A 23,312-nucleotide genomic window follows, 5' to 3' on the forward strand; every position below is an offset into this window, starting at 1 on the left:
GGTGTGCCGGAAAAGCTGTGAGACGGATGAGGCGCCTCTGTGAGACATCCTGGTGGACCGGACCTCCTGGTCGGAGGGCACGGCCTCTTCCCGGGGGGAATCCCTCACGAACGCGGGAGGAACGCGGTGAGGCGTCCCTCCATCACGGCCAGCGCCAGGTCCAGGCGTGAGCGGCAGCCCGTCCTGGCGAACACATGGGTGAGGTTGTTCTCGACGGTCTTCTCGCTCACCCCGAGTTCCCTCGCGATCTGCCGGTTGGTCAGACCCCGCCCGACCAGGGCGGCGATGCGCCCTTCGAGGCCGGACAGGGCGGCGGGGCCGCCACGGCCGGTGTCGTCGCCGGGCGGGGTCATGCCGGACGTCCGCATCGACTCCGCGATCGTCGTCCGATGGAGCCCGTCGCCGACGCTCCGGGCGATCTCGTGGGCCTCGCGGTACCACGGACGCGGGTCGTCGGCCAGGAGCGCGACGGTCATGCACGCCCGCAGCAGTTCGCTCCGGCCGCCACGCTCGCGCAGGACGTCCACCGCGTGGCGCGCGCTGACGACGTCGCGCTCGGCGAAGGCGCGGGTGATGAGCGCGGGCACCTGCAGCTCCCTTCCGCCCAGCCGTGCGTACCACCGTTCCGCATCGTCCCGCAGGCGGGGCAGCAGCTCTCGGTGACCGCCCTCCGCCCACTCGGCGAACGCGAGCCGGACAAGCAGCCAGCCGATGCCCACCACACTCCGCTCACCGGTCTGTTCCGCCGGCTGTCCGCAGTGGACCCAGCCCAGTCTCCGGGCCCGTTCCCAGTCCTCGGTCCGGTAGGCGAGGCCCATGGCGGCCCAGGCCCGCAGTGCGGGAAAGGGGCAGTCGTCCCCCGTCAGCTCCAGCCACGCGGCGCTGCGCTCGTAGTCGCCCAGCGTCGAGTGCACCTCTGCGGCGATCAGACGGACGGCATGGTGGACGGGGGTGTGGGGCGGCCCGGCCAGTTCGAGTGCCCGGGCCCCGGACGGGATGCCGGCCCAGTTGCCGTCCTGGTAGTCCCGCATGATGCGGGTGCAGGCCGCCAGCGGGCCGGTGACCGGTTCGCCGTAGGCCGCCGTCCCCAGCACCTGCCGAAAGAGTGCCACCGGGGCGAAGCGGTCGCCGTCGGTCACGTCGGCGCCGTCGGCGCCGTCGGGGCGGAGACAGGTGAAGACGGCGACGGCCTCGCTCGCCCGGAGCGGTTCCCGGCCGGTGAACCAGTCGTCGGCGAGCTCCAGCGCGCCGCGGGTCGCCGGGTCGCCGGCCAGGACTTCTCGTACCGGGGCCGGTACAGGTCGCCCGGTGTGGACGGCGGCCAGCGCCGCGTACGCCGCCAGTTCCGCCCGCCGAGGACCGCCACAGTCGGTGCGCACTCCTGCGGCCACGGCCACGGTCTCGGCGAGGCCCTCGTAGTCGCCCGTCCGCACCAACAGTGGCAACAGGGCGGCCAGGATGCGGGAGTACGCGATGTCACCGGGCTCGCAGTGGCGCAGGGCGGCCCGGTACCGACGTGCCGCCCGGACGGGGCAGGCCCCGAGCACCAGGGCGGCCTCGCGCTCCAGGAGCGGCACGACGGAGGGGACGGGCGGCAGCGCGGAGCCGGCCAGCACGATGTGGTCGGACATCACCGTCGGGTCGGGCGACGGCGTGCCGTCGCCGCGCAGGAGGTGTTCGGCGAGGACGCGGTGCACCTCGGCCACCTCGTCCCCCGCCGGGCCGGGCAGTACGGCGGGGACCAGCGCGGGGCAGGGCACGCGCAGTACCCCGTGGTCGTCGCACCCGAGGGCCCCGGCGGCGACGAGGCGGTCCACCGTGCGCCCGCAGGCCGCGAGAGCGTGCCCGGTGGCCGCCGCGAAGTCCGGCAGGTCGTCCATGGCGAAGCGGCCGGCCGAGGCGGCCAGCGCGAACAGTTGCCTGCCGATGCCGCCGCACTCCGCGACCCGCCGCACCAGGGCGTGATCGACGGGCAGCGCCGGCTCGGTCGCGGGGTCGCTCAGACACAGGCGGCCCTGGAACCGTACGAGACGGCCCTCGCGCCGCAGCGCCTCGAAGGTGTCCACAACGGTGCCCGGGTTTCCGGCCAGTGGGCCCAGGGCCGCGCGCATCGCGGGTGCCACGGCCTCGTCCAGTGGCTCACGGGCTGCGACGGCCATCAGGTCGTCGATCCGGTCGTCCGGCAGCGGGCCCAGGTCGATGACGCGATCCGCGAACGTGCGCGGCGAGGCCGAACCGGCCGGCCGGGTGGCCCACCCGTCCTCGCGGTACGTCGCGACGACCGTGCAGCCGACGCGATGGGCGGCGGCCACGACGAGCGCGGGGTCGGGGGCGGCATGCAGGTCGTCGATCAGTACGGCGCCGGGCGCGCTCTCGGCGAGGTGCTTGAAAAGCCGTAGCAGTTCGGCGAAGAGCGCGGATCGCGCGCCGGCCGAGCCGTAGCTCTCCGGTAGACAGAGGCGGTTCACCGCGGCCATCGCGTCGGCCGGCGGGGAATTCCCGATGTCGGGAAAGGAATCGCGGAACGCTTTCACCACCGCACGTGCGCCGAACAGATCCCAGCGCGGAATGGCGCCGGAGCAGTTGATCCGTACGATTCCGGGGCCGCGCGTGCGCCAGGTTCGGTGGATCTCCCGCAGCAGGGTCGTTTTCCCCATGCCCGGTTGTCCACGGACGACGAACAGCAGTGGGCGCCCGTACGCCTCGTCGACGGCCGACAGCTCGGTCTCCCTGTCGGACCCGGATCGACCTCCTCGCTGCACCACCGCGCCCGCCCTCCTCGTCGTATCGGCTCCCTTCGCTGGACAGACGCGGCCGGTTAGCATCTGGTTGACCCCTGTCCCCCTGCGAGGATCCATGCACACAGCGCACAGCGTCCCGCCCTACGCGCGGGTCGCCGTCGAGACGCTGCAAGCGATCCGTGCGCCCGGCTCTCCGAAACTCGTCGTGGTGAGCAGTACCTCCGGTATGGAACTCGGGTCCGTTCTCGATGAATTGTCGGCGTACGACAGGACGTACGGGGCGGAGGCACTCGGCGCCGCCCCGGAGACGATGCGCATTTCGTTCGCCGATTCTTCACCCAAATTTCAACTGTCCGAGCGGCTGCTCCGGCGCGGGGCCAGCGGGAGAAACCGCGGAACGGTGCTGGTATTCGAGCATCTCCAGCACCTCTCCCCGGACGAACTGCTCTCGCTGGAAGGCTTGGTCCGGCGGTTGGACGGGACGAGGACGCGCTGCGTGTGCACCGTGACGCTGCCCGTGTCCCGGGCGTCCCGCGCCGCGTTCGCCGCGGCGTTTTGCCGGTTGCGGCAGGACGGGCTGGTCCACCACGTGAACCTGCGCCCCCTCTCGCCGCGCCGGCTCGGTGACATGGTCACCGCCGAGATCGAGGCCAGGGCCGAACCTGCTCTGGTCTCCTGGCTGTGGCGTCTCACCCGAGGCTGGCCCGCCGCGGCCCGCGCGGTGCTGCGGACCGCCCGGGAGCAGGGCCTCATCAGGGTGGTCGACCGGCACGCCCATCTCGTCGGCGGCGACTCCCACACGCTTCCGTTCGCCATCGACGAACTGGTGCTGCCCGTCAGCAAGGCGGACGGTCCGGTCTGGGAGGTCGCCAAAGCGGTGGCCGTCCTCGGCCCGCTCGGCGAGGCCGTGCCGAGGCTGGCAGCCGAGGCCGTCTCCGTCACCGAACAGGAGGCCCGTGGTCTGCTCGCGCGGCTGGCGGAGGCCGGCGTACTGCGCTACCGCCGGTCCGACTCCGCCTGGGCGTATCGGCTGCCCTTGGCCGGGGCCGCCGTCGTGGCCTCGCTCGGTCCCTACGAGCGGCGGAACCTGGCCCGGATCGCCGTGTCCGCGCTGTGGCAGGGCACCGCGCGCTGCGCCGATCCCTCCTACCTTCCCGAGCAACTCGCGGCGGCGGGGAAACTGGTGGATCCCGAGCGGGCCAGAACCGAACTGCTCGCCGCCGCACAGCGGTTGGCGCACCACAACGGCGACGACGCGTACGACGACCACCGCGGCGTGCGATGGCTGCGGGCGGTCGCCGAGCTGACCTCCGACCCGGTGGAGCGGCCCCGTCTTCTGCTGGAGCACGCGAAACTCTGCTTGGCGCAGGGCAGGCCCGAGGAGGGCCTGAACTCCCTCCGGCTCGTGCAGCGGGCCCACCGCGACCACCTGCGTCCGGACCAGATGCTCGACGTCTGCTTCGCGCACCTGGCCGCTTTGTACCGGGCGGGCGAACTCGCCAGGCTGGAGGAGATCGCGACGGACGGCTCGCTTCAGAACCCCGGCCCGGACGGGCCCCTGGAGCGAGCCGTCACACGCGGGTGTGCCCTGCTGCTGCTCGGCCGTTGGGCCGAGGCCCGTGACCTGCTGAGGGCGGCCCGGCGACAGGACGAGAGCGGGTTGGACGAGTGGAAGGCCGAATTCCTCACCGCGACGGCGGAGTTGTGGCTGGGCACCAGGGAGGGGGTGGAGCGGAGCATCGCCACTCTGCCCGCTCGTCACCGTGCCGGCGAGGCGACGGCCGCCGAGGTGCACTGCCGGGTCGGCGAACTGCTGACGCTGGGCGAGGTCCGCCGAGCCGAACAACTCCTCGCCGACACGGGCAGAAACCTCCGGCAGTTGGGGTTGCCCAGCAGGATGCTCATCGCTCTCCATCGGGGGCGCCCGCGGGAAGCGATGGACCTGGCGCGCAGGAGCGCCGTCACCGGCGTGCACACCTGCGACGCCGTGCAGAGTGCGATGTACCACCACGCGGCGGTCCTGCTGGTGAGTGGCGGCAGGCCCACCCGCGCGGGCGAACTTCTCGGGCTGGCCCGCGCCAGGCAGCCCATGCTGCCCCATCTGCTCGCTTCGGCCCAGGCTCTGCGCGAACTGGTGTACGGAGAAGCCGACCAGGCGATGTCGCTCCTGCGGACGGCCGTGCGCCGCGCCGAGTCGGACGGCGTGGTGGCGGGGACCGACCTGCTGTGGCTGCGTGTGGCCGACGTCGCGATGCGGTCCGGCCGGCCCGAGGTCCTGAACGAGTGCCTGACGAAGGTCGAGGAAGTCGCCCGCAGGCTGGGCACCGAGCAGGCTGAGATGACCCGGCTCGTCCTGCACGCGGCCGTACACACCGACCATGGCGCGGCACGGGCCGCGAGGCGACTTGCCCAGCGCCGGCAGCAGCCGCAGGAGGAGTGCTCCGTGCTGGCGCGTCTGATCGGCTACGGCATGGGTGATCCGGCGATGCTGCGGGACACCTACGCCCTGTTCGGCGAACTCGACGCGCTGATGCCACGGTTCTGGCTGCGCCCCCGCATGCGCGCGTACGGAGTGGCGGTGCCGGGGCGACAGGCCACCGCGGAGGAGACCGAGCGGCTCCTCGCCGTGCTCGTCTCCGAGGGCCTGACGAACAAGCAGATCGCCCAGGTCCTCCGGACCAGCGAGAAGAGCGTCGAGGGCCGACTGTCGCGGCTGTTCTCCCGCACGGGCCACGGCTCACGGGTCGAACTCGCCATGGCGATGCTCGCCGGCCGACTCCGCCTGTGAAGATCCGGTCCGTCACGAACCACTCGACAGCCATCAGCACCAGGCGCTTAGAAGGCGCTTGTTCTATCCGGTCCGTGCTCCTGTAGCGCCGAGGCCCAGGAGCGGACTCGACCCCCCTCCCTGCCTCGTGTGAAGTTCCCGCCTCGGCGCGTAACGTGATGCCCCATGAAGATCCTCATCAGCGCCGACATGGAGGGTGCCACCGGCGTCACCTGGCCGGCCGACGTGTTGCCGGGGACACCGCAGTGGGAGCGGTGCCGGTCGATGTTCACCTCGGACGTGAACGCCGCCGTCCTCGGTTTCTACGACGGCGGCGCCGACGAAGTGCTCGTCAACGAGGCGCACTGGACGATGCGCAACCTGCTGCTCGAGCACCTCGACGAGCGCACCGAGATGCTCACCGGACGCCACAAGTCCCTCTCCATGGTGGAGGGTGTGCAGCACGGCGACATCGACGGCATCGCGTTCGTCGGCTACCACGCGGGCGCCGGCATGGAGGGCGTCCTCGCCCACACCTACCTCGCGAACTCGATCACCGGCGTGTGGCTCAACGACGTCCGCGCGAGCGAGGGTCTGCTCAACGCGCATGTCGTCGCCGAGTACGGGGTACCGGTGGTCCTGGTCACGGGTGACGACGTGGCCTGCGAGGACGCCCTCGGGTACGCGCCCGAGGCGCTGAAGGTGGCCGTCAAGGACCATGTGTCGCGGTACGCGGCCGTGTGCCGGACACCGGCCAGGACGGCCGCCGACATCCGCGCGGCGGCGAGGGAGGCGGCAAAACTGGCGGTCCGTCAGGAACCGGTCGGGGGCGGTCCGTTCACCGTCGCCCTGGAATTCGACGCCGAGCACCTCGCGATGGCCGCGACCGTCGTGCCCGGTGTCGACAGGGTCGGGGAGCGGAAGGTCGCCTACACCAGCGACACCATGTACGAGGGCATCCGGACCTTCAAGGCGGTCACGACGATCGTCTCGGCCGCGGTGGAGGAGCAGTATGGCTGACGTCGACGAACAGGCCCTGGCGGAGGTCGTGACGTTCACTTCCGACCTCATCCGCATCGACACGACCAACCGGGGCGGCGGCGACTGCCGGGAGCGGCCCGCCGCCGAGTACGCCGCCGGACAACTGGCCGGCGCCGGTCTCGAACCCGTCCTCATCGAACGCACCGAGGGCCGCACCAACGTCGTCGCCCGCATCGAGGGCACCGACTCCTCGGCGGACGCGCTCCTCGTCCACGGTCACCTGGACGTCGTGCCCGCGCAGGCCGAGGACTGGACCGTGCATCCGTTCTCCGGCGAGATCCGCGACGGCGTCGTCTGGGGGCGCGGCGCGGTCGACATGAAGAACATGGACGCGATGATCCTCGCCGTCGTCCGCGCCTGGGCCAGACAGGGCGTACGGCCCCGCCGCGACCTCGTCATCGCGTTCACCGCCGACGAGGAGGCCAGCGCCGAGGACGGCTCCGGATTCCTCGCCGACCGGCATGCCGCGCTCTTCGAGGGCTGCACCGAAGGCATCAGCGAATCAGGGGCGTTCACCTTCCACGACGGCGGCGGCCGGGAGATCTACCCCATCGCCGCCGGCGAACGCGGCACCGCCTGGCTCAAGTTGACCGCGCACGGCCGGGCCGGCCACGGCTCCAAGGTCAACCACGAGAACGCGGTGACCCGGCTCGCCGCCGCGATCACCCGCATCGGCGAACACGCCTGGCCGCTACGGCTCACTCCGACCGTCCGCGCGGCCCTCACCGAACTCGCCGCCCTGTACGGCCTCGAACCCGACCTCGACGACATCGACCTGCTCCTCGCCAAGCTCGGCCCGGCGGCGAAACTCGTCGAACCCGTCGTCCGCAACAGCGCCAACCCGACCATGCTGAACGCCGGTTACAAGGTCAACGTGATTCCCGGCGAGGCCGTGGCGTACGTCGACGGACGCTATCTGCCGGGCGGCGAGGACGAGTTCCGCACCACCCTGGACCGGCTCACCGGACCCGACGTCGACTGGGAGTTCCACCACCGCGAGGTCGCCCTCCAGGCACCGGTCGACTCGCTGACATACGCTCGGATGCGCGCCGCCGTCGAGGAGTTCGCGCCCGAGGGGCATGTGGTGCCGTACTGCATGTCCGGCGGCACCGACGCCAAACAGTTCTCACGTCTGGGCATCACCGGCTACGGCTTCGCACCGCTGAAGCTCCCCGAGGGCTTCGACTACCAGGCGCTGTTCCACGGAGTCGACGAACGGGTCCCCGTCGAGGCACTCCACTTCGGCGTCCGCGCCCTGGACCGCTTCCTGAGGACGGCCTAGCAAGTGGGGGACAACATGCGGACGTTGGCGTACGGCTCGTGGCCCTCGCCCATCGACGCGGCGCTCGCCGCCGCGCACGGCGGACACCCCGAGTACGTCGGCCTCGTCGGCGACGAGGCCTGGTGGATCGAACCACGGCCCACCGAGGGCGGCCGCCGCACCCTGGTGCGCCGCCGCACGGACGGCTCCGAGGAGTCGGTGCTGCCCGCGCCGTGGAACGTCCGCAGCCGGGTCATGGAATACGGGGGACAGCCCTGGGCTGGAACGGTCCAAGACGGTCAACCCCTCGTGGTCTTCGTGAACTTCACCGACCAGCGCCTGTATCGCCACAGCCCCGGAAGCGAGCCGGACCCGCTCACCCCCGTGTCGCGGGTGGGCGGTGGACTGCGCTGGGTGGAACCGCGGTTGCGCCCGGACCTGGGTGAAGTGTGGTGCGTCCTTGAGGAGTTCACCGGCGTGGCCCCCGGTGACGTACGGCGCGTCCTGGCCGCCGTACCGCTGGACGGATCCGCCGCCGGAGACCGGGGCGCCGTACGCGAACTCACCGACGACCGGCACCGGTTCGTGTCCGGGCCGCGCGTCTCGCCGGACGGGCGGAAGGCGGCCTGGCTCGCCTGGGATCATCCTCGGATGCCGTGGGACGGCACGGAGCTGCTGCTCGCCGAGGTGGCGGACGACGGCACGTTCGGGGAGCCGCGGACCGTCGCCGGCGGGCCCGAGGAGTCGATCGCGCAGGTCGACTGGGGGTTCGACGGCTCGCTGCTGTACGCGAGCGACAGGACCGGCTGGTGGAACCTCTACCGCGATCACCAGCCGGTGTGCCCGCGCGAGGAGGAGTTCGGCGGGCCGCTGTGGAAGCTCGGCCAGCGCTGGTTCGCGCCGCTGGAGAGCGGCCTGATCGCCGTCGTGCACGGCCGGGGCGCCGCCCTGCTCGGCGTACTGGACCCGGAGACCGGCGAGGTCGTCGACGCGGCCGGACCCTGGACCGAGTTCGCCTCCACCCTCGCGGTGCACGGCGAGCGGATCATCGGCGTCGGGGCCAGCCCCCGCAGCGCCTACGAGGTCGTCGAACTCGACACCCTCCCCCACGCTCGAACGAACTCGCGCGGGGGGACCCCCATCGGCAGAGCCCGGGTGATCGGCGCCGCCCACGACGACCCCGTGGACCCCGCCCACTACCCCGAACCGCAGATCCGCACCTTCACCGGCCCCGCCGGCCGCGAGGTCCACGCCCACATCTACCCGCCGCACAGCCCGAGTTGCGCCGCACCGGGCAACGAACTGCCGCCGTACGTCATCTGGGCGCACGGCGGACCCACCAGCCGCGCACCGCTCGTCCTCGACCTGGAGATCGCCTACTTCACCTCGCGCGGCATCGGCGTCGCCGAGGTCAACTACGGCGGCTCCACCGGGCACGGCCGGGAGTACCGCAACCGGCTGCGCGAACAGTGGGGTGTCGTCGACGTCGAGGACTGCGCCGCCGTCGCGCTCGCCCTCGCCGACGAGGGCACCGCCGACCGTGCCCGGCTCGCCGTCCGGGGCGGCAGCGCGGGCGGCTGGACCAGCGCCGCGTCCCTCGTGACGACCGACGTCTACGCCTGCGGAACCATCAGCTACCCCGTCCTCGACCTGGCCAACTGGGCCTCGGGGGAGACCCACGACTTCGAGTCGCGGTACCTGGAGACCCTGGTCGGCCCCCTCGCCGAGGTGCCGGCCCGGTACGCCGAGCGCTCACCCGTCGAGCACGCCGACCGCATCACCGCGCCCTTCCTGCTCATGCAGGGCCTCGACGACGTGATCTGCCCGCCCGTCCAGTGCGAACGCCTCCTGGAGCGGATGCGGGGACGCCAAGTGCCGCACGCCTACCTCGCGTTCGAGGGCGAAGGCCACGTATTCCGCCGCGCCGACACCGTGATCCGCGCCCTGGAGTCCGAACTCTCCCTGTACGCACAGGTCTTCGGCATCGAACCGCCCGGCATCCCGACCCTGGAGCTCACCAAGTGACCGCGCTCGTCCGGCCGTTCCGACTCGCCCCCGGCGCCCGCGTGGCCGTCGTCGCGCCCAGCGGACCGGTGTCCGAGGAACGCCTCGAGGCGGGCCTCGACATCCTGCGCGGGTGGGACCTCGACCCGGTCGTGACACCCCATGTAGGGGACCGGCACGGCGAGTTGGGCTATCTGGCCGGTACGGACGCCGACCGCGCGGCCGATCTGCAGAACGCCTGGTGCGACCCGTCCGTGGCCGCCGTCCTGTGCGCCCGCGGCGGCTACGGCGTGCAGCGCATCGTCGACCTCCTCGACTGGGAGGCGATGCGCGCCGCCGGGCCGAAGGTGTTCGTCGGCTTCAGCGACCCCACCGTGCTGCACCAGGCGTTCGCCACCCGACTGGGCCTCGTCACGCTGTACGGGCCCGCCGCGGCCGGCGCCGACTTCGTCAAGAACGCCCGTGCGCAGGAGCACTTGAGGGCGACCCTCTTCGACCCGGAGTCCGTGCGGACCGTCCGGGCCGTCCCGGACGGGGGCGGCGTGCTGGTGCCGGGGCGGGCCCGGGGTGTCACGCTCGGCGGGTGCCTGGCCCTGCTCGCCACCGACCTCGGCACCCCGCACGCGGTGGCCGGTGCGCGCGGCGGGCTGCTGATGATCGAGGACGTCGGCGAACAGGCGTACCGCGTCGACCGGATGCTGACCCAACTTCTGCGCAGCGGCTGGCTGGACGGCGTCGCCGGGATCGCGCTCGGCTCGTGGGCGGGCTGCGGACCGTACGAGAGACTGCGCCCGGTGCTGGTCGACCGGCTCGGCGGGCTCGGGGTGCCCGTGGTGGAGGAGTTCGGATTCGGGCACTGCGAGGGAGCGCTGACGATACCGCTCGGAGTGGCCGCCGAACTGGACGCGGACGCGGGCACGTTGACGCTGGACGAGCCCGCGCTGCGGTAGCAGCCCGCCCGCCTGTCGTACCGCTGCCGCCAACTCCCTTTGTTCTCCGTCGGGTTGTCCTCAGTGTGGAGGTCCCCTTTGTTCCGTCGTGTGCCCGGAACGCGCGCCGCGCTGGCTCTCGCGCTCACCGCACCGCTCACCCTCACCGCACCGCTCACACTCGCCGGCCGTGCCGCCGCGACGGACCAGTACACCGTCACCGCACTGCGGTTCACCGTCCGCGCGGGCGGCCGGGACTGCATGGTCGACGCCGACCTCTACCGGCCCGTGGGCGTGGACCGCGCCCACCCCGCGCCCGCCGTACTGGCGACCAACGGCTTCGGCGGCAGCAAGTCCGACGGGTCCACGGACGCCATCGGCAAGACCTTCGCGGGGCGCGGCTACGTCGGACTCGTCTACTCCGGGCTGGGCTTCGGGAAGTCGGGCTGTCTCATCTCGCTCGACGACCCGGACATCGACGCGGCGGCCGCGTCGGGACTGGTCGACTTCCTCGCGGGCACACGCGCCGCGGACGACGGGACCAGGGCGGACTTCGTGACCCTCGACGCGAAGGGGGATCCGCGGGTCGGGACGATCGGCGGATCGTACGGCGGCGCCGTCCAGTTGGCGACGGCCGCCGTGGACCACCGGGTGGACGCGCTCGTCCCCATGGTCACCTGGAACGACCTGGCGTACTCCCTCGCCCCCGACAACGCGGTGGGCGGCGGGAGCGTGCCCGGAGCCTTCAAGTGGCAGTGGACCAACGGCTTCTACCTCATGGGCGAGAACCAGCCCCTGACCGTTCCGGGCCTCGATCCGACCCGGATCGACTCCCTCGCCTGCGTGCACTTCGTCAGCAAGGCCTGCGCCCTGATCCGCACGCTGAACTCCGGGAGCTATCCGGCGAAGGTGACGGCGGACGTGCTCGGGTACGCGCACAGCGTCTCGCCGGTGTCGTATCTGAAGCGGGTCGAGGCGCCGACGCTCCTCGTCCAGGGGCAGGCCGACAGCCTGTTCAACCTCAACGAGGCGACGGCGACGTACAGGAGGCTGACAGCGCAGGGGACGACGGCGGGGATGATCTGGCAGTCGTGGGGGCACAGTGGCGGGTCGGCCGCCGGTGAACTCGACCTCGGCCGGGGCGACTTGGAGTCGAGCTATGTCGGGCGGCGGATCGCGGCCTGGTTCGACCGCTATCTGCGCGGGCGGGACGTGGACACCGGACCGGCCTTCGCGTACTACCGCGACTGGATCACGGACCCGGCCGACACCTACGCCACGGCCGACCAACTCCCCGCGCTGGACGAGAAGTTGTATCTCTCCGGCGACGGCAGGCTGGTGGACGACCGGGCGAAGGTGGCGCGCGGCGGACGTGAGTACGTCAACAGGCCTGTTCCCACGAGCCATTCGGAGAACTCGCTGAGCGGGATGACCGGCCTGCCGGACCCGGCACCGTACGACACCCGTGGTACCTGCCTCGGCTGGACCGGCGCACCCCTGACCCGCGCGACGGACGTCGTGGGCGCCCCGAAGGCGACGCTCAAGGTGGTCTCGCCGGCCGCGCGGCGCACCCAGAACTCCGGCGACGCCGCCGACAAGCTCGTCCTCTTCGCCAAGCTCTACGATCTCGCGCCCGACGGCACCCAGACCCTTGTCCACCGGTTGGTCGCCCCCGTCCGCGTTCCGGACGTCACGAAGAGCTTCACGGTCACCCTGCCGGGGATCGTGCACCGGTACGCGAAGGGGCACCGCCTGCGGTTCGTGATCGCGGCGAGCGACGACGCGTACACCGGGAACCGGGGGATCAAACCGGTCACGGTGGTCAGCTCGCCGCAGGACACGGGGGTGCTGGAGCTGCCGGTCGTCGCGGACTGAGCCTCACCGTGCGTGATGGCCGATTCGGGCTCACCCTGGAGGCATGAGCCCGAAGACCACCGAGAGCGCCGGCGGGACCGCCCGGCGGGAGCGCGCGCTGACCCCCGCCCGGATCACGGTTCTGCTGCTGGCCGTCCTGGCCCTGATCTTCATCTTCGAGAACACCCGCGCCACGAAGATCCGCCTGCTGATCCCCGAGGTCACCATGCCGCTGTGGATGGCGCTGCTGGGCACGGCGGTCATCGGCGCCCTGTGCGGGTGGTATTTCATGCGACGGCGCCGCTAGTCCGAACTAGGGTGACGGGATGCCGCACATCGCATCCCGCTATCTCGCCGAGGGCCCCCGCGTGGGGATACGCCACTTCACCTACGAGGACGGTGCCGAGTTCACGGCGCGTGCCCGGGAGGCCAAGGACCTGCACCAGCCGTGGCTGTTCCCGCCGGTCAGCGAGGACGCGTACACCGCCTACGCACGGCGGCTGATCCAGGATCCGGCCAAGGCCGGGTTCCTGGTGTGCGAGGTGGAGGGCGGCGGCATCGCCGGGTTCATCAACATCAACAACATCGTCGAGGGCGGCTTCCAGTGCGGCGCGCTGGGATACGGCGCCTTCGCGCACGCGGCCGGGCGCGGGCTGATGCGCGAGGGGATGAACCTCGTGGTGGGGCACGCCTTCGGGCCGATGCGGCTGCACCGGCTGGAGATCAATGTGCAGCCGGGCAACGCTCCGTCGATCGCCCTGGCCCGCGCCTGCGGGTTCCGGCTGGAGGGCTTCTCGCCGGACATGATCTACATCGACGGCGCGTGGCGCGACCACGAGCGCTGGGCGATCACCGCCGAGATGCGGACTTCCGGTTGACCTTCATCGTGTCCAGGTCCGTCACCGTCGACTTCAGGCCACGGAAGCCGTAGCCGACTCCCTTCAGCGCGGTCTCGGCGCGGTCCTCCGCGAGCGCCGCCGCCATCTCCGGGCCGTCGGCCGCGTCCGACACCACCACGTACCGCCACGAGAAGTGCTTGAGCGGCGACGGTTCGTAACTGAGTGAGCCCTCCTCGGTGAACCGCATGCTCAGCATCCCGTGCTGCGCCGCCTCGCCCAGCAGCCGCTGCCGCGCCTCGTCGGTCAGCGCGTCCCAGGTGCCCCGGACGATCACCCGGTACGTGTGCTGCTCGCCCATCCGCCGTTCCACTCCTCGCGCCGTGCCGTCGGTCGCCCGACTCTACGTCGACCGGGGCGAACCGCACGCGGATTTTCCGGGCACCTCCACCTTTGCGGAATCCTGACTCGTAGTGCCCCTGGCCACCACCCCCGTTGCCGGGTTCCATGGTGATCGTGACGACGATCCGACGTGAGGTACTGACCCTGCCCACCGCCGAGTTGGGTCCGGACAACCCGCTGCCCCCACTGCGTCCCCTCGACGGTGGGGGCACCTCCCACGCCCTTAAGGCAGTGGGGGAACACCGTATCGACCACCGGGACCGCGAGAACCTGCCGCGTGACATGGCCCGCCAGGTCGGCTACGAACCGCTCCGCAGCCTGCTGCCCACCCGCGTCCGGGACGGCTACGACAGAGACCGCGCCCCCCGCCGGATCGACGCCCTCGTGATCGAGAACGACCGGCTGCGCGCCACCGTCCTCCCCGCCCTCGGCGGCCGCATCGCCTCCCTCGTCCACAAGCCCACCGGCCGTGAACTCCTGTACCGCAACCCGGTGGTGCAGCCCGCCAACTTCGCCCTCAACGGCGCCTGGTTCTCCGGCGGCATCGAGTGGAACATGGGCGCCACCGGCCACACCACCCTCTCCTGCGCACCCCTGCACGCCGCCCGCGTCCCCGCCCCCGACGGCGGCGAGATGCTCCGCCTGTGGGAGTGGGAGCGGCTCCGCGACCTCCCCTTCCAGGTCGACCTCTGGCTCCCGGACGGCTCCGACTTCCTCTACGTCGGCGTCCGCATCCGCAATCCGCACGAGAGGCCGGCACCCACCTACTGGTGGTCCAACATCGCCGTGCCGGAGGAACGCCGGGTCCTCGCACCCGCGTCGGAGGCCTGGCACTTCGGGTACGACCGGCGACTGCGCCGGGTGCCCGTGCCGTCGTACGACGACGTGGACCGGACGTACCCCCTCAACAGCCCTTACGCCGCCGACTACTTCTACGACCTGCCGGACGGGCGGCGGCGCTGGATCGCCGCGCTCGACGCGGACGGGCACGGGCTGGTGCAGACGTCCACCGACGCGCTGCGGGGCCGCAAACTGTTCGTGTGGGGCACCGGCAGCGGTGGCCGGCGCTGGCAGGAGTGGCTCACCGAACCGGGCACGGGCGGCTACTGCGAGATCCAAGCCGGCCTGGCCCGCACCCAGTTGGAGCACGTACGGCTCGAAGCGGAGAGCGAGGTGTCCTGGCTGGAGGCGTACGGACCGCTCGACGCCCGGGCGGAGGGGGAGTGGTCCACCGTCGTGGACGGTGCCGAGGCACGGCTCGAAACCGCCCTGCCCCGCGCCGACTTGGACGCCGCCTACACCGCCTGGAAGCCGCACGCCGACGCCGAACCCGGTGAGATCCTCGCCACCGGCTCCGGCTGGGGCGCCCTCGAAGTCCTGCGCACGGACTGGAAGTTGCCCGGCACGCCCTTCGAGGAGTCCACGCTCGGCGAGGCCCAGGCGCCCTGGGCGGCACTGCTGCGCAGCGGGGTCCTGCCCGAGCCGCGCCGGGTCCGGCCGCCCGGCGAGACGCTGGTCGCCCCGCACTGGCGCGACATGCTGGAGACGGCGCCCGCCACCCCGCTCACCGAGTACCACCTCGGCATCGCGCAGTGGCACGCAGGCGACCGGGCGCAGGCGGTGCGCAGTTGGGAGCGGGCCCTCGAACTCGCCCCGTCCCTCTGGCCGTTGCTCCGCTGTCTGGCCGTGGCGGATCAGGAGGCGGGCAACCACGAGCGGGCCGCCGACCGGTACAACGAGGCCTTCGCCGACCTGTGTCACGAGCGGCGCGACACAGGGGAGAGCTGGACCGCCGCGACGGCCGCGCTCGGCCGCGAGGCCGCCGAGGCGCTGCTGCGGGTACGGCGGGTGGCGGACGCCCGCGCCGTGTGGGAGATGCTGCACCCCGGCACCCGCGAACGCGGCCGATTCCTGCTGCTCCAGGCCGAGTTGCTGCTCGCGGAAGGCCGCCGCGACGACGCCTGGGCGGTCTTCGCCGAGGGCTTCGAGGTGGCCGACCTGCGCGAGGGCGCCGAGTCGATCGGCCGCCTCTGGGCCCGCCTCACCGACGAACCACTGCCCACCCGCTACGACTTCCGCATGCGGCCGGAAACACCCTGAGACGGGCCGTGGACCGGTGGGCGCCGATCAGTCCCGCCGGTCCACGTACTCGTACACCGTCCCGTCCGGATGCACCGCGATCAGATTGCGCCCCACCGGCGTCGCCAGCGGGCCCGCGACGATCCGGGCTCCGAGTTCGGTCAGGAGCGTGTGCGCCTCGTCGACGTCCTTGACGGCGATCGTCGCCGCGATCTTGCGCAACACCTCCAACTCCGCCTCGGGCCCGCTCATCAGCAGGAAGAAGCCGACCGCGGCCACCGACACCCCGCCGCGCTCGAAACGGAGCGCCGAGGCGCCCGTGAGGCGTTCGTAGAAGGGGACGGCGGTCTCCAGGTCGTCGACGCAGATACGCAGCGTGGCTCCCAGAATGTCCATACGGACAAGCCTAGTTGGGACGGCCCGGCCGTGGTGATCCTTTCGGACGATCCCGGCCGAGCCGCCGGACGGCCGTCACACCTGCCGCCGGGTCAGACGGCCTTGCGGCACAGGATCTCGCCGTGCAGCACGGCGAACCAGCCGTCCTCCTGCTTCCCCCACTCCCGCCAGGCGTCGGCGATGGCGCGCAGTTCCTCGGGGGTCGCGTGGCCGCCCTCGGTCGCGACCCGCGCGTACGAGGACGCGACGGTGCGGTCCGCCCACAGGCCGCTCCACCAGGCCCGCTCGTCCGGAGTGTGGAACGTCCAGGTGCTCGACGTGGCCGTGATGTCGCTCAGCCCCGCCCGCAGCGCCCACGATTTGAGACGGCGTCCGGCATCCGGCTCGCCCCCGTTGGCGCGGGCCACCCGGCGGTACAGGTCCAGCCAGTCGTCCAGCCCCGGCACCTGCGGGTACCAGGTCATCACCGCGTAGTCCCCGTCGCGGGCGGCGATGAACCCGCCCGGCTTGGTCACCCGCACCATCTCCCGCAGCGCCTGCACCGGATCGCCCACGTGCTGGAGCACCTGATGGGCGTGGACCACGCAGAACGTGTCGTCCGGGTAGTCCAGCGCGTGGACGTCGGCGACCGCGAAGTCGACGTTCGTCAGGCCGCGTCCGTCGGCGGTGGCGCGGGCCTGGTCCAGGATGCCCGGCTCACGGTCGACACCGGTGACGTGCCCGTCGGGGACCAGCGCCGCCAGATCGGCGGTGATGGTGCCCGGGCCGCAGCCGATGTCCAGGATCTTCATGTGCGGCTTCAGCGAACCGAGCAGGTAGGAGGCCGAGTTGACGGCGGTTCGCTGGGTGTGCGAACGCAGTACGGACTCGTGGTGCCCGTGCGTGTAGACGGCGGTCTCCTGCGGTTTCGGCATGGCTCTACCTACCCCTTCGCGTCTTCTTTCCTCGTAGGCGGAACGGTACGCGCGCATGTCGCATGATGAGACCTGCGTTTTACGATGTGGACTGACGAGTGATCAGGGACTCCGTCAGGGGGCGGTACACCGTCAGCGCCTCCGGTAGCTTCTCCAGCGTCAACTCGTCTGCCACGTCGGTGACTTCACCGTCGTAGGCGAGCAGCGTGCCCGGGGCCAGACCGCTCAGGCGCAGTCGGTGCACCTGGGCCGCGGCGTGGGCGGGGGAGCGGGTGAACGGGCCCGCGAGGGCCGCCGCGAGGAGCCGCAGCGCGGGCCTGCGGCCGCCGTGCACGATCCGGATGTCGAGCCGTCCGTCCGCCAGGTCGACCCGGCGGCCCGAGGCGATGCCCATCCGGTGGTAGGTGCCGTTGCCGGCGAACAGCAGCCACAACGGGCGGGTACGGCCGCCGAGTTCGGCCTCCAGTGGATGCCGGTCCGCGCGCAGCACCCGCAGCGCCGCGAGCACGCCCGCCGGCCAGCCGCCGATCCGGGGCGCCCAGTGCTCCCGCTCGCGCACCAGCTCCGGATAGACGCCCAGGCTCAGGGTGTTGAGGAAGATGCCCCGGGTCGTGCCGGACGTGAACCGGCCGACGTCCACGCGGACGGCGTCGCCCTGCTGAAGCGCCCGGCTCAGATCGCGCGGGCCCTCCACGCCGAGGTCGTAGGCGAAGTGGTTGAGGGTGCCGCCCGGCAGGACCGCGAGGGGCAGGCCGTGGCGCAGGGCGACCCCGGCCGCCGCGTTCACCGTGCCGTCGCCGCCGCACACCCCGAGCACCCGGGCGCGGGCCGCGGCCTTCTCCAACTCGGTCTGTACGTCGGCCGGTTCGCACAGGACGAGCTCCGCGCCGGGCAGCAGGTCCGTCAGCGCGTCCGCCCGGTCCGAGGTGCCCGACGCCGCGTTGACCACCATCACCAGGCCCTCGCCGTCCGTCGGCGCCGGGACCTCGGCACGGGCGCGGGCCGGCGGCACGATCTGCCCCCGGGTCGGCACCATGCCGCGCACCGCGAACGCCGCGCACGCGCCCAGGGCGGCGCCCGCCAGCACATCGCTCGGGAAGTGGACACCGGTGTAGACACGGGACAGGGCGACCGAGACCGCGACCGGGGCGACCACGGCACCCCAGGCGGGCGACTCCAGGGCCACACCGGTCGCGAAGGCCGCCGCCGACGCCGCGTGACCGGACGGGAAGGACGTGGTGATCGGCTGCCGCTTCAGTTGCCGTACGCGAGGGACGGGGTCCAGGGCGGGCCGGTCGCGGCGCACGGACCGCTTGCCGATCGTGTTGATGGCGAGGGAGGCCAGGCTCAGCGAGGCGATGCCCCGGGCGGCGGCCCGGCGGGCGCGCGGGGTACGGCTCGCGGCCACCGCGGCCGCCGTCGCGAACCACAGCACACTGTGGTTGGCACTCCGGCTCAGCCGGGGCAGCACGGGCTCGCCGGCGGGCCAGTGCCGCTTGGCCGCCGCCTCGAAGAGGCTGGAGTCCAGGGAGAGCAGCCACTCGCGCAGGGCGTGGCGGCCGGGCAGGGGGACCGTGAGGTCGACGTCGGGGCTCATGCGTGCCGGGTACCCTGAAATGGCCGTTTGCTGCCCGGCGGACCGTTTCACCAAAAGGACCCCCGTATGCGCCTGCTCCTCATACGCCACGGCCAGACGACGGCCAACGTGGCGTTTCTCCTCGACACGGCCGTTCCCGGCGCGGAGCTGACCGACCTGGGCCGCCGCCAGGCCGCCGCCCTGCCGGAGGCCCTCGCCGACGAGGACGTCGACGCCCTCTACGCCTCCACCCTGATCCGCACCCAGCAGACCGCGGCCCCACTGGCCGCCGCCCGCGGCCTCGACGTCCGCGTCCGCGACGGCATCCGGGAGCTCACCGCCGGTGACCTGGAGATGCTGCCCGGCGACTCCGAGCCCGGCCACGAGTACATGCGGATCGTGTTCGCGTGGGCGGCCGGCGACACGGAGCTGCGGATGCCGGGCGGCGAGAGCGGCGCCGAGGCCCTCGCCCGCTACGACGGCGTGATCGCCGAGGCCGCGGACAGCGGAGCCGGCACCGTCGCCGTGATCAGCCACGGCGCCGCGATCCGGATGTGGACCTGCGCCCGCGCCGACAACATCGACGTGACCTTCGCCGCCGCCCGCCCGCTCGACAACACCGGCATCGTGATCCTGGACGGCTCCCCGGCCGACGGCTGGAAGGCCCTGTCCTGGGAGGGCGCCCTGGTGGAGACGGCCGGACCGGACACGGACGGCGGCCCGACCGGACAGCCGCTCGACGAGGACCAGAAGCCCCGGCGGGCACAATAAGGGTTTGCCCGGCCGTCAGGCCGCCCCACAGAATGCGTGGTCATGGGACATCTGGAAGCCGCACACCTCGAGTACTACCTCCCCGACGGGAGGCCGCTGCTCGGCGATGTGTCCTTCCGGGTCGGCGAAGGCGCCGTGGTCGCCCTGGTCGGGCCCAACGGCGCCGGCAAGACGACCCTGCTGCGCCTGATCTCCGGCGAGCTGAAACCGCACGGCGGCACGGTCACCGTGAGCGGCGGCCTGGGCGTGATGCGCCAGTTCGTGGGCTCCGTACGCGACGAGAGCACCGTACGGGACCTGCTGGTGTCGGTCGCTCCGCCCCGGATCCGCGAGGTCGCGGCCGAGGTCGACAGGGCCGAGCACGGCATCATGACCGTCGACGACGAGGCGGCCCAACTCGCCTACGCGCAGGCCCTGTCCGACTGGGCCGAGGTGCACGGCTACGAGTTCGAGACGCTGTGGGACATGTGCACCATGGCCGCGCTCGGCGTGCCGTACGACAAGGCGCAGTTCCGGCAGGTGAGCACCCTCTCCGGCGGTGAGCAGAAGCGGCTCGTGCTGGAGGCGCTGCTGCGCGGCAGCGACGAGGTGCTGCTGCTCGACGAGCCCGACAACTACCTCGACGTACCCGGCAAGCGCTGGCTGGAGGAGCGGCTCAAGGAGACCCGCAAGACGGTCCTGTTCGTCTCCCACGACCGTGAACTCCTCGCCCGCGCCGCCGAGAAGATCGTCTCCGTGGAGCCCTCGCCCACCGGCGCCGACGCCTGGGTGCACGGCGCCGGCTTCGCCACCTACCACGAGGCCCGGCGCGAACGCTTCGCCCGCTTCGAGGAGTTGCGCCGCCGCTGGGACGAGAAGCACGCCCAGTTGAAGAAGCTCGTCCTGAATCTCCGTCAGGCGGCCTCCATCTCCCACGAGTTGTCGTCCCGCTACCAGGCGGCCCAGACCCGCCTGCGCAAGTTCGAGGAGGCGGGCCCGCCCCCCGAGCCGCCGCGCGACCAGGACATCACCATGCGCATCAAGGGCGGCCGCACCGGAGTAAGGGCCGTCACCTGCAAGGGACTTGAACTGACGGGCCTGATGAAACCCTTCGACCTCGAGGTCTTCTACGGCGAACGCGTCGCCGTCCTCGGCTCGAACGGCTCGGGCAAGTCCCACTTCCTGCGGCTCCTCGCCGGCGACGACGTGAAGCACACGGGGGAGTGGAAGCTCGGCGCGCGCGTCGTGCCCGGCCACTTCGCGCAGACCCACGCCCACCCCGAACTCCAGGGCCGCACCCTCCTCGACATCCTGTGGAAGGAGCACGCGCAGGCCCAGGGACCCGCCATGTCCCGGCTGCGCCGCTACGAGCTCACCGGCCAGGCCGAGCAGAGCTTCGACCGGCTCTCCGGCGGCCAGCAGGCCCGCTTCCAGATCCTGCTCCTGGAACTCCAGGGAGTCACCGCGCTCCTCCTCGACGAGCCCACCGACAACCTCGACCTGGAGTCCGCGGAAGCCCTCCAGGAGGGCCTTGAGGCGTTCGACGGGACGGTGCTCTCCGTCACCCACGACCGCTGGTTCGCGCGCTCCTTCGACCGGTACCTGGTCTTCGGCACCGACGGCAGGGTCCGCGAGACGAGCGAGCCGGTGTGGGACGAGCGGCGGGTGGAGCGCGCGCGGTGAGCCCCGCCTGTTCGTAGAGTGGATGCAGGGCCGGTGGTTCCCGTGCTGCGGGAACCGGTGGCCCCAGGACCGGTGAGACTCGACGAGCGGGGCACACCATGACCGGAGTCGACCCTGCGCGCCTGGACGATGCCCAGCTCATGAAGGAGCTGGAGACCATCCACCGCACGCGCCACGACACCCTGCTGTACGGCTCGAACGACGCGCTGCGCGCCCACAACGGCCGGATGGCCCAACTGGAGGGCGAGTACCTGCGCCGCCACCCGCGCCGCCCCGTGGCCCCCGGCCGTACCCGGCAGGGGGCACGCGAGCGGGACTGAGCGGTGCGGGTTTGTGTCCCGAGGTCGGGGGCAGGCGAACGTTCAGCGCTGGATCGCGAACGCGTTCCCACCGACGGTGACCGTCCAACCCGGGGCATGCTCAAGGGAGTTGTGACGCACCATGCCTACTCGGCCTGCTCGCACGAGCACAAGCACCAAACGCCATTCCCACCATGACGCCCCCGACACCGCGGAGGCGTTCCGCACCCTGGCCGCGCTGCCGCCGGGCCCGCAGCGCGACACCGTCCGCGAACGCATCGTCGAGGCCTGGCTGCCCATGGCCGACCGGCTCGCCGGGCGGTTCCGCAACCGGGGCGAGAGCAGCGAGGACTTACGCCAGGTCGCCGCCCTCGGGCTGGTCAAGGCCGTCGACCGGTACGACCCCGAGCGCGGCAAAGCGTTCGAGAGCTACGCCGTGCCGACCATCACCGGCGAGATCAAACGGCACTTCCGGGACCACATGTGGACGGTGCACGTCCCCCGGCGGGTGCAGGATCTGCGGAACCGGGTGCGGGTGGCCGGGCAGGAGCTCGCCCAGACCGTGCCGGGGCGGCGGCCCACCGTGGCGGAACTCGCCGTGCGGGCGGCGCTGTCCGAGGAGGAGGTGCGGGTGGGGCTCGAGGCGTTGGAGAGTTTCAGCGCGTTGTCGTTGGACGCGGGGGCCTCCGGCGGTGGGGACGGGTGGGCGTTGGGGGACGTACTCGGGGCTGCTGATCCGGCGTTGGACGTCGTGGTCGACCGGGAGGCTGTGAAGCCTCGGCTTGCCGCGTTGCCTCAGCGGGAGCGGGAGATTCTGTATCTGCGGTTCTTCGGGGACATGACGCAGAGTCGGATCGCCGAGCGGTTCGGGGTTTCGCAGATGCATGTGTCCCGGTTGATCAGCCGGTGTTGCCGACGGATCCGGGAGCAGGTTCTCGAGGACGCCGCCGCCTGAGGGTCGTCTTTCGGGTGCGGGTTCGTCGTGGCTGGTCGCGCCCACGCGGCGGAGCCGCACATCGGTACAGCCCCGCGCCCTTAAAGGACGGGCGATTCAGCCGAGCCGTGTTCACTCGCTCGGGTCTCGCCGCGCGCGGCTCCTGCCTGACCGGGCTTCGATGGTGGTGACGTCGTCCTCGGTCCAAGGAGTTCCGCTCATGCGTCGCACCGCGCTTGCTCTGTTCGTTGTCGCGCTGGTCGGTGCCGGCGGGCCCGCTGTGGCCGTCGATTCGGGGGCCGAGGTCAGTCCGAGCACGGTTCAGGCGGGTGGGAACGTGACCGTGGACGTGTCGTGCGAGGTGATCGGGGGGACCGCGCCCGACCGCATCGAGGGCACCTCCCAGGGGTTCGACGAGGGGACCGTGGAGCTGCGGAGGGTGGCGGCCGGCAACGACGACCGGGTCGCGGGGGTCGTCTATCGGGGGACCGCGCGCGTCTCCGCCGGGGAAGGGAACGGTCGGGACCCCGCGTGGACCGTCGACGGGACCTGTCCGGCGCCGCCCGGGGGACAGGGCCGGCCGTGGAGCGCGACCTTCAGCGTGGAGCGTGGGGGAGGGCAGCCGCCGTGCCAGGAGCCCCGGGGGGAATCCTGTGACGGTGTCGCCGCGATCCAGCGCGGGGTGCGGGCCGGGGAGGGCGGTACCTTCACCGACTCCGTTCCGGCTCTGGTCGCCGGTGGTGTACTGATCGCGGGCGCCCTCGGTGGCGCCGTGTACCGGCTGCGCAGGCGGACGCCGGGACACTGAGCGCGCGATCGGGACACGGCACGGCACTGCACCAGGGA

General features: G+C 72.2%; 19 protein-coding genes. 14 read left to right on the forward strand and 5 right to left on the reverse strand.

Translation table 11 applies throughout. The features are described from left to right. Positions 1-104: 104 nt before the first annotated feature. Positions 105-2,858, reverse strand: coding sequence for a helix-turn-helix transcriptional regulator (locus OG223_RS42505; RefSeq protein WP_329261016.1), 2,754 nt, complete (start codon positions 2,856-2,858; stop codon positions 105-107). On the opposite strand from OG223_RS42505, the gene OG223_RS42510 reads away from it, so the two are divergent. The 8 genes from OG223_RS42510 (at position 2,857) to OG223_RS42545 (ending at position 13,475) form a co-directional block, all read left to right on the forward strand. Continuing rightward, on the forward strand, positions 2,857-5,529 hold the full coding sequence (locus OG223_RS42510; RefSeq protein WP_329261019.1) for a helix-turn-helix transcriptional regulator: 2,673 nt from the start codon (positions 2,857-2,859) through the stop codon (positions 5,527-5,529). The two genes, OG223_RS42505 and OG223_RS42510, sit on opposite strands and share 2 nt — an antisense overlap. A gap of 165 nt (positions 5,530-5,694) precedes the next feature. Next, positions 5,695-6,528 (forward strand): M55 family metallopeptidase, encoded by an 834-nt coding sequence (locus OG223_RS42515; RefSeq protein ID WP_329261022.1) that lies wholly within the window; start codon positions 5,695-5,697, stop codon positions 6,526-6,528. Continuing rightward, positions 6,521-7,831 (forward strand): M20/M25/M40 family metallo-hydrolase, encoded by a 1,311-nt coding sequence (locus OG223_RS42520; RefSeq protein ID WP_329261025.1) that lies wholly within the window; start codon positions 6,521-6,523, stop codon positions 7,829-7,831. Before OG223_RS42515 ends, OG223_RS42520 begins: the two co-directional genes overlap by 8 nt. Positions 7,832-7,846: 15 nt before the next feature. Next, positions 7,847-9,835 (forward strand): prolyl oligopeptidase family serine peptidase, encoded by a 1,989-nt coding sequence (locus OG223_RS42525; RefSeq protein ID WP_329265773.1) that lies wholly within the window; start codon positions 7,847-7,849, stop codon positions 9,833-9,835. Further along, positions 9,832-10,764 carry a S66 peptidase family protein gene (locus tag OG223_RS42530; protein ID WP_329261028.1) on the forward strand — a complete coding sequence of 311 codons (933 nt, stop codon included), beginning with the start codon at positions 9,832-9,834 and terminating at the stop codon, positions 10,762-10,764. Before OG223_RS42525 ends, OG223_RS42530 begins: the two co-directional genes overlap by 4 nt. 78 nt (positions 10,765-10,842) lie before the next feature. After that, complete coding sequence (locus OG223_RS42535) at positions 10,843-12,618, forward strand: CocE/NonD family hydrolase (RefSeq protein WP_443073797.1); 1,776 nt, start codon at positions 10,843-10,845, stop codon at positions 12,616-12,618. 43 nt (positions 12,619-12,661) lie between these two features. Beyond that, on the forward strand, positions 12,662-12,904 hold the full coding sequence (locus OG223_RS42540) for a LapA family protein (protein ID WP_329261032.1): 243 nt from the start codon (positions 12,662-12,664) through the stop codon (positions 12,902-12,904). 19 nt (positions 12,905-12,923) lie between these two features. Continuing rightward, a complete protein-coding gene (locus OG223_RS42545) occupies positions 12,924-13,475 on the forward strand; it encodes a GNAT family N-acetyltransferase (RefSeq protein ID WP_329261035.1) in 552 nt (183 codons plus the stop codon). On the opposite strand, the gene OG223_RS42550 is transcribed toward OG223_RS42545, so the two are convergent. Continuing rightward, a complete protein-coding gene (locus tag OG223_RS42550) occupies positions 13,447-13,794 on the reverse strand; it encodes a DUF6204 family protein (RefSeq protein WP_329261038.1) in 348 nt (115 codons plus the stop codon). The genes OG223_RS42545 and OG223_RS42550 overlap by 29 nt on opposite strands. Before the next feature lie 146 nt (positions 13,795-13,940). Here OG223_RS42550 and OG223_RS42555 point away from each other — a divergent pair, with 146 nt between their 5' ends. Then, positions 13,941-15,935 carry a DUF5107 domain-containing protein gene (locus tag OG223_RS42555; RefSeq protein ID WP_329261041.1) on the forward strand — a complete coding sequence of 665 codons (1,995 nt, stop codon included), beginning with the start codon at positions 13,941-13,943 and terminating at the stop codon, positions 15,933-15,935. Positions 15,936-15,962: 27 nt separating this feature from the next. Here the strand turns inward: OG223_RS42555 and OG223_RS42560 are convergent, their stop codons facing one another. The 3 genes from OG223_RS42560 to OG223_RS42570 all read right to left on the reverse strand — a co-directional run bounded on the left by OG223_RS42560 (position 15,963) and on the right by OG223_RS42570 (position 18,821). Next, positions 15,963-16,310: a VOC family protein gene (locus OG223_RS42560; RefSeq protein ID WP_329261044.1), complete on the reverse strand. Its 348-nt coding sequence runs from the start codon at positions 16,308-16,310 to the stop codon at positions 15,963-15,965. Between the two features lie 92 nt (positions 16,311-16,402). Continuing rightward, on the reverse strand, positions 16,403-17,224 hold the full coding sequence (locus OG223_RS42565) for a methyltransferase domain-containing protein (RefSeq protein ID WP_329261046.1): 822 nt from the start codon (positions 17,222-17,224) through the stop codon (positions 16,403-16,405). A gap of 79 nt (positions 17,225-17,303) precedes the next feature. Beyond that, the gene (locus OG223_RS42570; RefSeq protein WP_329261049.1) at positions 17,304-18,821 is read right to left on the reverse strand and encodes a bifunctional phosphatase PAP2/diacylglycerol kinase family protein; all 1,518 of its coding nucleotides are present in this window, start codon (positions 18,819-18,821) and stop codon (positions 17,304-17,306) included. A 66-nt stretch (positions 18,822-18,887) separates the two neighbouring features. Here OG223_RS42570 and OG223_RS42575 point away from each other — a divergent pair, with 66 nt between their 5' ends. The 5 genes from OG223_RS42575 (at position 18,888) to OG223_RS42595 (ending at position 23,274) form a co-directional block, all read left to right on the forward strand. Beyond that, complete coding sequence (locus tag OG223_RS42575; protein ID WP_329261052.1) at positions 18,888-19,571, forward strand: histidine phosphatase family protein; 684 nt, start codon at positions 18,888-18,890, stop codon at positions 19,569-19,571. Positions 19,572-19,613: 42 nt separating this feature from the next. Next, the gene (locus OG223_RS42580) at positions 19,614-21,233 is read left to right on the forward strand and encodes an ABC-F family ATP-binding cassette domain-containing protein (RefSeq protein ID WP_329261055.1); all 1,620 of its coding nucleotides are present in this window, start codon (positions 19,614-19,616) and stop codon (positions 21,231-21,233) included. A 98-nt stretch (positions 21,234-21,331) separates the two neighbouring features. Next, entirely contained in the window at positions 21,332-21,553 is a 222-nt protein-coding gene (locus OG223_RS42585) for a DUF6158 family protein (RefSeq protein ID WP_329261058.1), read from the forward strand. 121 nt (positions 21,554-21,674) lie between these two features. Further along, complete coding sequence (locus OG223_RS42590; protein WP_329261061.1) at positions 21,675-22,487, forward strand: SigB/SigF/SigG family RNA polymerase sigma factor; 813 nt, start codon at positions 21,675-21,677, stop codon at positions 22,485-22,487. A 199-nt stretch (positions 22,488-22,686) separates the two neighbouring features. Then, positions 22,687-23,274: a hypothetical protein gene (locus OG223_RS42595; protein WP_329261063.1), complete on the forward strand. Its 588-nt coding sequence runs from the start codon at positions 22,687-22,689 to the stop codon at positions 23,272-23,274. Positions 23,275-23,312 lie beyond the last annotated feature (38 nt).

The sequence above is a fragment of the Streptomyces sp. NBC_01478 genome, assembly GCF_036227225.1.
GTDB lineage: Bacteria > Actinomycetota > Actinomycetes > Streptomycetales > Streptomycetaceae > Streptomyces.